This is a genomic window from Pseudomonas sp. HS6 (assembly GCF_023375815.1).
Classification (GTDB): domain Bacteria; phylum Pseudomonadota; class Gammaproteobacteria; order Pseudomonadales; family Pseudomonadaceae; genus Aquipseudomonas.
Map to the genome: position 1 here is coordinate 4,993,210 of NZ_CP067412.1, position 11,773 is coordinate 5,004,982.

At 59.6% G+C, this 11,773-nt stretch carries 9 protein-coding genes; 6 read left to right on the forward strand and 3 right to left on the reverse strand.

Features of this window, described 5'->3' with window-relative positions; genetic code table 11:
• The first annotated feature begins 14 nt into the window (after positions 1-14).
• The 3 genes from JJN09_RS22645 (at position 15) to JJN09_RS22655 (ending at position 6,634) form a co-directional block, all read left to right on the forward strand.
• The gene (locus tag JJN09_RS22645; RefSeq protein ID WP_249483868.1) at positions 15-1,331 is read left to right on the forward strand and encodes a bifunctional DedA family/phosphatase PAP2 family protein; all 1,317 of its coding nucleotides are present in this window, start codon (positions 15-17) and stop codon (positions 1,329-1,331) included.
• A gap of 148 nt (positions 1,332-1,479) precedes the next feature.
• Positions 1,480-4,908, forward strand: coding sequence for a calcium-binding protein (locus JJN09_RS22650; protein ID WP_249483869.1), 3,429 nt, complete (start codon positions 1,480-1,482; stop codon positions 4,906-4,908).
• Between the two features lie 4 nt (positions 4,909-4,912).
• Complete coding sequence (locus tag JJN09_RS22655; protein WP_249483870.1) at positions 4,913-6,634, forward strand: hypothetical protein; 1,722 nt, start codon at positions 4,913-4,915, stop codon at positions 6,632-6,634.
• On the opposite strand, the gene JJN09_RS22660 is transcribed toward JJN09_RS22655, so the two are convergent.
• From JJN09_RS22660 to JJN09_RS22670, 3 genes are read right to left on the reverse strand one after another with little or no spacing between them, the layout of a single operon-like run.
• Positions 6,631-7,221 carry an LON peptidase substrate-binding domain-containing protein gene (locus JJN09_RS22660; protein ID WP_249483871.1) on the reverse strand — a complete coding sequence of 197 codons (591 nt, stop codon included), beginning with the start codon at positions 7,219-7,221 and terminating at the stop codon, positions 6,631-6,633. The two genes, JJN09_RS22655 and JJN09_RS22660, sit on opposite strands and share 4 nt — an antisense overlap.
• 10 nt (positions 7,222-7,231) lie before the next feature.
• Positions 7,232-7,948 carry an LrgB family protein gene (locus tag JJN09_RS22665; RefSeq protein ID WP_096820777.1) on the reverse strand — a complete coding sequence of 239 codons (717 nt, stop codon included), beginning with the start codon at positions 7,946-7,948 and terminating at the stop codon, positions 7,232-7,234.
• Positions 7,948-8,310: a CidA/LrgA family protein gene (locus JJN09_RS22670; protein WP_119428901.1), complete on the reverse strand. Its 363-nt coding sequence runs from the start codon at positions 8,308-8,310 to the stop codon at positions 7,948-7,950. Before JJN09_RS22670 ends, JJN09_RS22665 begins: the two co-directional genes overlap by 1 nt.
• A 193-nt stretch (positions 8,311-8,503) precedes the next feature.
• On the opposite strand from JJN09_RS22670, the gene JJN09_RS22675 reads away from it, so the two are divergent.
• From JJN09_RS22675 to JJN09_RS22685, 3 genes are all read left to right on the forward strand, one after another.
• A complete protein-coding gene (locus JJN09_RS22675) occupies positions 8,504-8,959 on the forward strand; it encodes a MaoC family dehydratase (RefSeq protein WP_007909575.1) in 456 nt (151 codons plus the stop codon).
• Positions 8,960-9,069: 110 nt separating this feature from the next.
• Positions 9,070-10,797: a C13 family peptidase gene (locus JJN09_RS22680; RefSeq protein WP_249483872.1), complete on the forward strand. Its 1,728-nt coding sequence runs from the start codon at positions 9,070-9,072 to the stop codon at positions 10,795-10,797.
• A gap of 27 nt (positions 10,798-10,824) precedes the next feature.
• Complete coding sequence (locus JJN09_RS22685; protein WP_119428903.1) at positions 10,825-11,466, forward strand: oxidoreductase; 642 nt, start codon at positions 10,825-10,827, stop codon at positions 11,464-11,466.
• Positions 11,467-11,773 lie beyond the last annotated feature (307 nt).

Sequence of the window (11,773 nt, forward strand, 5' to 3'; positions counted from 1 at the left end):
ATGGAGTGTGTTGTATGGGCCCATGGCTCGATAGTGTGACCGGGTGGCTGGCCGCCAACCCGCAGTGGTTGGCCGCTGCGGTATTCGTCGTGGCCTTCGTTGAGTGCCTGGCGATTGCCGGACTGATTGTTCCAGGCACCGTGTTGCTGTTTGCGGTGGCGGTGCTGGCCGGCAGCGGTGCGCTGTCGTTGAGCGAAACCCTGTTGCTGGGTTTCCTCGGCGGGATCCTCGGCGATGTGATTTCGTATTTCCTCGGCCGCCACTTCCATCAGAACATCCGACGTCTGCCGGGCCTGCGCCATCATCCGGAATGGATGTCGGGCGCAGAGACCTATTTCCAGCGCTACGGTATCGCCAGCCTGCTGGTCGGACGTTTCATCGGTCCGTTGCGTCCGATGCTGCCGATGGTCGCCGGGATGTGCGACATGCCCTTCCCGCGTTTCGCGGCCGTCAGTCTGCTGGCAGCAGCGGGCTGGAGCCTCGCGTACCTGCTGCCGGGCTGGGCCACCGGGGCGGCGATTCGTCTGCCGTTGCCGGAAGGTTTCTGGCTGCAAGCCGGGATCGTCGCCGGCAGCATTGCGGTAATGGTCGGTCTCAGTGCCAACAGCAGCCTGCGCCGCCATCGCCGGGCAACTGTCTGGATCAGCAGCATGAGCCTGTTGATCCTGATCGGTCTGTTTGTCGGTTACCCGTATCTCACTGCGCTCGATCAGGGCGTCATGACCCTCGTGCAGGAACACCGCAGTGCCGTGCTCGACGAGGTCGCGGTGGTCTTTACCCTGATTGGCGAGTTTCGCAACATGCTGGTGTTCAGCGTTTTGCTGACAGGCCTGTTGCTGTTATGCCGTCAGTGGCGACACGCGATCTTCGTGGGTGGCACCCTGCTTGTCACTGCCTTGGCCAACACCGGGACCAAATTGTTTTTCGCCCGAGTACGTCCGGAGGTACTGACTGATCCGCTTACCAGTTACAGCATGCCCAGCGGTCACGCTTCGGGATCGTTCGCACTGTTCCTGACCCTCGCGGTGCTGGCCGGACGCGGGCAACCGCCGCGGCTACGCCTGACCTGGCTGTTGCTCGGCTGCATACCGGCACTGGCGATTGCCTTGTCACGGGTTTATCTGGGGGCACATTGGCCGACAGATGTGCTGGCCGGTGCAATGCTCGCCGCCTGCGTCTGCGCAGCGAGCCTGTGGCTGATTCAGCGCAACGCGCCCCTTGATGCGATGCCGCAGAAAGTCTGGTGGCTGGTATTGCCGGCACTGATCGCCCTGTTCGGATTTTTTGTATTGCGGCATTTGCCACACACTTTGTTGCGATACGCCTACTGACGCTGCATTCAACGCTCACCGATGCTGGCGGCGGCGGTGAGCGTTAACACACATCCGGCAAAGTAAAAGCTCATGAACAAGTCCGTGCCCCATGCCACATTTCGGCAGCAGCACCACAAACGGACTTGTGAAAAGAGCAATGACTTTGATGAATCAACCAAACCATCTTTCCCGGCCTGACCGACCGTCAGCTCCGATCAAAATATCCGACCTGAATATCCAACCGGAGCCGCCCCGCCTGCCCTCGGGCAAAGCACCCGGGCTTGCAGACGTGGACTTGCTGTTCGGACCTCTGCGCATCGGCGAATTCAGTGTCAGTCGCCAGACGCTTCAAGCCTTGGGTGGCCGAATCAACGGACAAGCCATATCAACGAACAACACCTACTTTTCCGAACCTGACCAAACGTTCATCGACGCACTGGAGTTCGACACCGTTCAGATGGAACAGCGGATGCGTGCCGTTCCCTCGCCGGAAAACCAGCAGATCCCGCCCCTGCTCTACGAAATCGTCACCCAACGCTCCCCCGATGCGGCACCGCTGATGCGCGAGATGCCCGCAGGCGAGTTCGCAGACGCCATGAACAAGATCAACCATTTACTGAACGCCACCCAACGCCTGGACATTCGCAGAGACCCGCTACCTGAGTACTTACCGGACTGGATCGACAAAACCAAAAGCCGCGGGATGGCCAGTATGGGCGTCGGAATGCAGGCGTACGGGCTCTACAGCGCGTACATCGGCGCCATCGACGCCCTCAAGAAAGGCGATATGGGTGAAGCGCTTATCAATGTTGGCGGAGGCGTAGCGGAAATCACCTCATTGGGCGTCGAGTACGCGCTGAGCAAGACTGGCGAACAGATGATCCGCCAGGGATCCATCGCCTTCGAACAATTCGGCAAGACCTCCATGGGCAGGTGGCTGTGTCGCGGAGCGGGACTGATTGCCAGCGTGCTGACGCTCCCCTTCGATATTTACACCGCCATCAAATCCTTCAACGATGCCGCCAAGGCTAAGGGCAAGGAGGCACAGGATCTGTATGTCACCGGGGGACTGAGTGTGTTCAGCGGCGTGTTGTCACTGGCACTCGGCTGCGCAGCATTGATGGGGTTTCAGGCGGCTGGCCCGATAGGCATAGCCGCCGCGGCAATCATGATTGTCGGGGCAAAAATCTATGGCGCGGTGCGGGCGGTCGATGACATCGACGACTACATCGAGCTGACGGTCAACGAACGCTGGCGCGCCGGCTGGTTCGCGTTCACCGGGCAGGATCAGGACAAAGAGCTGATGGATCGCTACCTGATCGCCAAAACCACCGACGATTACGCCAAAGCCCTGAAGACCCGTAGCCTTGGCTGGCTCGACAATGAATTCAAGGAAACCGTAGACGCCATCGTCAATGGCCGCTTCGAAGTGACGCTGCAGCCCACTCGCCTCTATCGCTTTCAGTGGGATGAGGCCCGAGGGGAATCACCGTACGTCACCGAGAACAGGCCGGAGATCAGCGACACCGATGATTTTTATGATGCAAGGAATGGCCTGCCGACCTCGGATGCCATTGTCACCAAGACAAAGAGCGATCCGGCCAAGGGGGTATTCTGGAGCCTCGGAGGAGGCAATGACAGCGTCAAGGGCGTACGCAACAAAGCCAACTTCTTCAGCTATGGCAGCGGCAGAAAAGTCCTGCACGGCGGCGAGAAGGAGGATTCTTTTCTCTTTCAGTCGGCATCCGAAACACTTTCAATCGACCCTATCAAGGCCGGCGAGCTGTCGGGAGGGGACGGTATCGATCTGTTATGGCTGCAGGGTACGCACAAGCACCTGGATCACATCCCCGATCCTCCGCGCTATCTCGGTTATGACATCGATCTGAAAAACGGCAAGCTGTTGTTGCGCTCCGCGGATCCGAAGAACAAACCGGTGTTGCATTCGACGCTCAACTCCATCGAAAAGGTCGAAACCCTTGCCGGCGCAGCCAATCGCGTGACCGGCTCCGACCAGGCGGACTTTATTACCGCCAATGGTAATGACCGTGTGAATGCCGGGGCCGGGAATGACCAGATTTCAGTTCGCGGACTGCACGGCACTGTCGACGGCGGCAGCGGCAGCGATACCTACTTTCTCGATCCGATGAGTCTCCATGTATCCATCACCGAGGACGGCAAGGAGCCGAGCAAGGTCTACCTGGGCGTATCGCTCGAAGCCATCCAGCGCTGGTACATCCGCCAAAACGCTCTGGTGATCGAATCACTGCGCGACGACGATCCCCGGCCGCGTGAACTGGTACTTGAGGCCGTTTACCAGAGCGTCGAAGGCAAACGCATCCTGCACAACGATAAATGGACGTTCATAACCCAAGACGGTTTTCACTTGCTGCCAGCGTGGCCTGCCGAAACTCTGGAGCCGGACGACCTGCCTGTCAGCGTCACAATCCTCACCGCAGGCGTACCCAAGGCCTCTCCGGTGCAGATCAACGATCATCCGCTCGTTGTCTCGGCTCGACCTCACTCGCATTATTTCGTTTCTCGCCAGACGCGACGCGCAGCCCTGATCGCCCCGAGGGACAGCCTCCCTTCACACAGCACCGTCTACGTCGATTATGACAGTCAGGAAATTGTCGCCGTCAGAGCCACTTATGCCGTGAGCATTACGGAAAAGGAGGCCTTCACGTTCCTCAATTACGACGATGTCAGTTTCATCATCACCTTCGCTCAGGGCTCCCGACTATCGCTCTATGGCAATGTGATTGAGGGCCAGGGCAGAAAAAGCGACAGAGGCGCCGGCAACATGGCCGCCGGGTGGGCGATGAACCATCCCTTGACACTGGTGATGCGTGATGGCGTGTCCTACCGTCTGGACTACCCCCGGAACTCCTACCTGCAGGATGCAAAAAACCCTGGCTACCGGCTTATCGACAGTCGCGCATCGTTGCGCGAGCGGGCGGGTCGATACCTGTTCGTCAGCCCCACTGTCGCCAAACGCACACTGAAGAACACGCCGCAACGAGTCGACTTTCTGGCAACCGAGCACAACGCGTCCTATTGGCTGGAAGGAAGATCGGCGAGCTATGAGCTTTTTCCCGCCAGCAACCTCTCCATCCGACTGTCCACCGCCGACGCCGACGCCAGAGTTACCGGCTCGTCCACCTGGCGCATTCATACCCACCTTCTGCTGGAAAAAACCACCCTGCGCGACCTCGCCATCAAGGACGACCTGCTCAAGATCGGCAGCGTGCATATCCATCTGCCGGACAGCAACGATCCACAACTGCCACTGGAAACCGTCGAGGTGGTGGTCTCATCGGGGAACCGTTACCGAATCAATGCCCTGTTCGAGGTGATCGGGCTCTGCGCAGTCGATGCTCGAACCTACTACTCGGTTGCGGCGCTGGTACAGGATGTCAGGGAACACCAGCAGCACGATGCACTTGAAAGCAGTAACTTGCAGGTTCTGAACCTGCGTTTGCGCGATGCCGCTCCCGGCAGGATTTTCTACGACGTCACCCACAACAGCTGGAGACTCGAAAGCGACCCGGCCCGTTCGATATCGATCGAGCACCTGATCATTGTCAAGGAATGACACCATGCGCCCCAAAACACCCTCACCGATAACCCCACCCAGGATCAACCCACCCGCCGATCCTGCAGTTCAACCTCCCCGACTACAACCACACGCCCTGATCCCACAGTCACATCTTTCACTTTCCGACCTGTTAAAAGCAGGCAATCGAATCCCGGATCACAACCAGCCAACCGCAGCGATACCCGGCCCCTCGAGAGTCGAGATATCGGATTTGCCAGACCTGCCGCGAGTATCGGCAACCGCGTTGAACAGCTACCTGTTGGGCCCTGGTTTACTGCGCAACATGCAACCGGCCAACGAGGAAGGCTTGCGTTATGTCGTCGGACGAAAATTCGTCGATGTGAAAGACCACGGCACCGTGTATGTGGAATTCGATCCGAATCTGGGCACCTATCGGGCAATGGATCTATACAAAAGACTTGCTCCGGGGCCTGCGCTATACAGAAACACCGGCGAGTTGACCTGGAGCCACGTTCGACAGACCGGCACAGACAATCCACTTAAACGACCGATTGCAGTTACCCGTGAAGGTGAAACAGCGGTGCCCGCCAGACAGCCGCGAATCACATCGATGCCCGCACAGTTGAAAGCCGCCAAGTCCGAACTGCTTGATGCACACTTCGTGCGGCTGTATCCGCAGATGACTCATGGTGAGCGAGTCATGGCGTTGCGCTCGTTCAATCTGTCGCCCTTGCAACACGTCCGACTGCGCGACGACTTGATCGCCCATCCGTCAGCGCTTCCGGAATGGGTCAGCCAGCACAAACAGCGCTCCCTGGACGCGGACGACCCCGCACGCTTCGACGCACTGCATCAGGAAATAGAACCCCTGCTCCTGCCACTGAGAAACGGCAAGCTGTTGATCAGTCGTCTGGGTGACTATGGCGATTTCAGCGAAAGCGTCAGTCGTGAATTCCTCGACGGATTTCTTGCAAAACTGGGGTACATGCGTAACGGCAGCGACTGCCTGTACCGCACAGACATCCCGGCCCTGTTCAGGGCTGATGAACGGACACCCTTCGAGCTTTACAACGATGACCGAATGTTGCCGCGGATGAAACATCCCCGTGGAGCAACGACCGAGAAACCGATCAGCGCAACCGTCAGCCTCAAACTGGTCCATCAATATGCCGGTCGAGGCACTGATTCACCCGATGCGAGATACCTGCGCTACAACAACCAGAAAAACAAACACCCCGGACGCAGGCCCGGTGAATCGGACCTTGAATCAGGCAATTCCGACAACGACTGGTCTGACGTATCCGATGTAGAACTCGATTCCGAACGCAACTACGAAACCATCCGACATGATCAGCGGATCATATTTATCTACATCATCGACACGCGAAAAATGGAAATCGTCCTGAATGAGGAGAATCACCTTCTCAATTCCGGTGCCAGAGACAAGGGTGCGTGGTTTCCTGATGATGAGCTCGAAGCGCTGATTTCAACGTCGAAACGTGGCATCGAATCGGAACGCCTCTGGCTGCTCGACTCTACCCGGACTCGAGCCGCGAAAGTCGAAGACATCGCTTATGAGGCAGGTTACCAATCACGAATAGACATTGAAGAACGAACCCATCAAGGCGCCGACAACCGATACCAATATGACGACCTGATCGACAAGGTTGACCAGGCAGGCAAGCCGATACTGAGACTGGATCAGGGCAAGGAATGGTTCGCCAACGACATCGTCTGGCCCGAACCACCGACTACGCCTTAAGCAAACAACTCGCCCTGCAACTCATCAAGCAGCGCCTGGATCGCATCCAGTCGCTGCTGCGGATCGTCGAGTTGCAGCAGGTCGATCTTGTCTTCCTCGGCGAACGGCAACAGGTAGGCCAACTGATTGGCCAGCGACTGCTGCCCCGACGCCTCGATGCCCATGTTCAGCGCCTCGACCATCGGGTGCTCGGCCAGGGCCTTGAGCAAGGCCACCAGATCAGCATCCTCATCCTGCAACGGCTGTTCAGGTTCATCGTCCAGCCACTCGACTTCGGCGACGATCAGTTGATCGCGCTGCACGTCGGTGCGCTGCACGATGAACCGGCGCCCGCCCTGCACCCGGATGCCCAGCAGTCCATTGTCCTGCTGTTGAAAATCGGTGATCCGCGCTTCACAACCGACCATGGCGAAACCCTCGGGGGCGGCGCCCACTTCATGGCCTTCGAGGATGCACACCACACCGAAACCGCCGCCCTGCTTCATGCAGCGACCGATCATGTCCAGGTAGCGTGCTTCGAAGATCTGCAGATCCAGGTTGCAGCCGGGAAACAGCACCGTGTTCAGCGGAAAAAGCGGCAGACTCATAGACATTTCCTTACACCACCATCGACACCGCCAACGGCAGGAACACCGCCGTGGCCACGCCCATCAGACTCATCGCCAGCGCCGCGAAGGCACCGCACTCATCGCTTTCCTGCAACGCCACCGACGTACCGACCGCATGCGCCGTCATGCCCAGCGCCATGCCACGCGCCTCGGGGCTGTGCACGCCGAGGCGGGTCAGCAGCGCCGGGCCGAAGATCGCGCCGATCACCCCAGTGATCAACACGAACACCGCCGCCAGTGCTGCGACGCCACCGATCTGTTCGGCCACCAGCATGGCGATCGGCGAGGTCACTGACTTGGGCGCCATGGTCATCAGGATCATGTGATCGGCACCGAACCACCAGCCCAGCGCCACGCCCATGCCCGTGGCGACCACTCCGCCTATCACCAGCGTAGTAAAAATCGGCCAGAACAATTGGCGGATGCGCCGTAGGTTCAGATACAGCGGCACCGCCAGCGCGACGGTCGCCGGGCCCAGCAGAATGCTGAGGATCTCGGTGCTCTTGCGGTACTCGACGTAAGTCAGGCCACAACCCACCAGCACGCCGATCACCAACAGCATGGAGACCAGCACCGGTTGCAGGAAAATCCAGCGGGTTTTCTCGAACGCCGCCAGCACCAGTTGATAGGCACCCAGAGTGATACCGATGCCGAACAGTGGATGGTGAATCACCGAAGCCCAGGCACCTTGCCAGTCGAACAGCATCAGGATTCCTCCGAATGCGGCGCGTGACGCTTGACCAGGCGCTGCATCAGCACGCCGGCGAAGGCCATGGACAGAATCAGCGACACCACCAGCGCACCGACGATGGCCCAGAAATCCGCGGCAATCGCCGTGGCGTAAACCATTACCCCCACCGCCGGCGGCACCAGCAGCAACGGCAGATAACGCAACAGGCTGCCGGCGGCGAGGCTCAGCGGTTCGCCGACTTCACCGCGCACGATCAGGAATACCAGCAGCAGCAAAAGACCGATGATCGGCCCCGGCAGCACCGGCAACAGCAAATGATTGAGGGCCGTGCCGAGCAATTGAAACAGCACCAGCATGGTCAGGCCGCGTAGCAACATCCGTCATCTCCGTCCGACTTCCCGCCAAGCACGGGCCGGGCATTATAAGCACGCCTGCGCTATGGATCGGCATTCGCCAAAAGCATGGTCGGTTGACCTGAGCAAATCGTCATGATGATCTACAGTGGTTCGCAGGGCGGTCAAATCCCCCACCTGAAAAACTATAAAACCGATGAACCCAAGGAGAGTCTCAATGCCCTATGTTCCAGTTGCAGAGCTCAAAGATTATGTCGGCAAGGAACTCGGACGTTCCGAATGGCTCACTATCGATCAGGAGCGCATCAACCTGTTCGCCGAAGCCACCGGGGATTATCAGTTCATCCATGTCGACCCGGTCAAAGCCGCGCAAACGCCATTTGGCAGCACCATTGCACACGGTTTCCTGTCGTTGTCGCTGATCCCCAAACTGATGGAAGACATCCTGATCCTGCCGCAAGGCGTGAAGATGGTGGTCAACTACGGCCTGGACAGCGTGCGTTTCATCCAGCCGGTCAAGGTCAACTCCAAGGTCCGGCTCAAGGTCGATCTCGGTGAAGTGACCGAGAAGAAACCGGGCCAGTGGCTGCTCAAGGCCACCGCCACCCTGGAGATCGAAGGCTCGGACAAACCGGCCTACATCGCCGAACCGCTGTCGCTCTGCTTCGTTTGAGTGCCGGGATGCGAAGCGGCTCACGCTGTTTCGCATCCACTCCCCTCTGCCGGCTGTATAAGGTCACATAGCTGCGGCATACTCGGTCGCCTAATTGCCCGGATCCCGCTATGCGCTCACTTGCTGCTCTTGCACCGCTTGCCTTGACCCTGATGCTCACCGCTTGCGGCGACGGCGAATCGCTGCTGCCCCCGGATGCGCGCCTGCCCGATGGCGGACGCTATCGCGGCGAGCTGGTCAACGGTCTGCTGCAAGGCCAGGGCCGGGTCGACTACCCGAACGGCAGCTGGTACGCGGGCGAGTTCGACAAGGGCCAGTGGCATGGTCAGGGCGAATGGCACGGCAGCAACGGCGAGGTCTATCGCGGGAATTTCCAGCAAGGCCTGTTCGACGGCCAGGGCACATTGACCACCCATGGCGGCAGCTACACCGGCGGCTTCAAGCTCGGCCGACGCGAAGGCGAAGGCACCCTCAAAGAAAACGCGATGACCTATCGCGGCGAATTCAAGGCCGACCAGTATTCCGGGCTCGGCCGCCTGGAGCTGGATGACGGCAGCTCCTATCAGGGTCAGTTCGCAAACGGCAAACCGAACGGTGAAGGCCAGCGCGGCGATGCCAGCGGCAATCAATTCACCGGCCATTTCATCAATGGACAGCTCGAAGGCAACGGCACTTTCAACAGCGCCGACGGCGATATCTATGTCGGCGGCTTCAAGAACAATCAGCTACACGGCAAGGGCCGCTACGAAAACGCTGACGGCGACGTCTGGCTCGGCCAGTTCAAGGAAGGCGCGCTGACCGGCAAGGGCGAATTGATCGGCGCTGACGGCAGCCACTACATCGGCTCCTTCAACGACTGGCGCTTCAGTGGCCAGGGCCGCTTGAATCTGTCCGACGGCAGTTTCTACATCGGCGGGTTCGACAGCGACAGCTACGCGGGCCGAGGCACGCTGGTGCTGACTGACGGCAGCGTGCTCAGCGGCACCTGGATCAACGGCCAGCGCGTGCGCGACGCCGACGGCAAATTGCTGCCCGACACACTCGAACTCGGTCTGTTGGCCCAGGGCCGCCTGCTCGAGGAAGCGCTGGCCAATGTGCCAGCCTCGACCCCGGCGGTGGAGTTGTACTCCCTGACCCTCGGCGGCGACGGCAAACAGAGCGTGTTCCTGCGCGAATCCGATTACGTGGCTAACATGCTCGCCAGCCGCTTCGGTGCCTTTGGCCAGATTCGTCTGGTCAACCATCGCGACCACCTCGGTGACCGGCCCATGGCCACCCGCGAAAACCTGCGCCGCGCAGCCCTGACCCTGGCCGAACGCAGCGGCCCGGAAGATCTGGTGTTCATCTACCTGACCAGCCACGGCACCGCCGAACACGAATTGGTGCTAGACCAGCCGCGCATGGAACTGGCCGACCTGCCCGCCGACGAACTCGCCGCCGTGCTCGCACCGCTAAAGAATCGCGACAAGATCATCGTCATTTCCTCGTGCTATTCCGGCGGCTTCATTCCGGCGCTGAAGGACGAACGTACGCTGATCATGACCGCCTCGCGCGCCGACCGCGTATCGTTCGGCTGCTCCGAAGAAGCCAACTTCACCTACTTCGGCGATGCCCTGTTTGCCCAGGCGCTGAACCAGACCGACGACCTTGAACAAGCCTTTAAACTGGCCAAGGCCACCGTTGCCGAACGCGAACTGGCGGACAATTTCGAAGCCTCGGAACCGCAGATATGGGCGCCGAAAACCGTGCTGGCGCATTGGCAACTGCTGCGTAAACAGCAAGCGAGAAAAGCATTGCAAAGTGCTGCGTTGAACGACGGAGCGACAAAGAGCAACTAAGCTGAACAGTATCAAGGGAGAGACACTATGTACTTGACGCCTCAGCATGTCTTGCTTGCCGGAGCCACCGGGCTGACCGGTGAGCATCTGCTCGACCGCTTGCTCAACGAACCGACGATCACTCGCGTGCTGGCCCCTTCACGCCGGCCGCTTGCCGAACATCCCCATCTGGAAAACCCGGTTGGCGATCCACAAACCTTCCTGCCGCAACTGGCCGGTCGCGTCGACATCGCCTATTGCTGCCTCGGCACCACCATCAAACAGGCTGGCTCCGAAGAGGCGTTCCGCGCCGTGGATCTGGACATGGTGGTAGCGTTCGCCAAACGCGCCCGGGAAATGGGTGCACGGCACCTGATCGTGATCAGTGCCCTGGGGGCTGATCGCCGATCCTCGATTTTCTACAACAAGGTCAAAGGCGAGATGGAGCACGCATTGCGCGCGCAGGACTGGCCGCAGCTCACCATTTGTCGGCCATCGCTGCTGCTTGGGGAGCGCAGCGAGCCACGCCTGGGCGAACAGCTTGCCGCGCCGTTCTCGAAACTGATTCCCGGCAAGTACCGCGGCATCGAAGCCTGCCAACTGGCGCGCGCCATGTGGCGCCTGGCGCTGGAGGAACAGGACGGGGTGCGGATCGTCGAGTCGGATGAGCTGCGCAAACTCGGTAAATGAATGCTCGTCGCGGGCCAGTTCGATGCGGATCCACTGAACCACTAGCGGGTGACCGAGGTTCTCGCACCGGGCTGACCACTGACAGAAATGATCTGAATCGAATCAACGCCCCTGTCCTATCCTTATACCTCACACCGCTTCCCTTTCATGGATAACGTGCTGGCCCCAGCATGCCTGCGCCTGCCATTCCTCATTGGATGACAAGTTCCCAACGCCAGGCGATCAAAGAAAGGATTCCTCGATGAGACCCAAAAGCCCGGCACCAAAAAACACCGGTACGCCTCACACCCCCCCAGCTACACTGCCC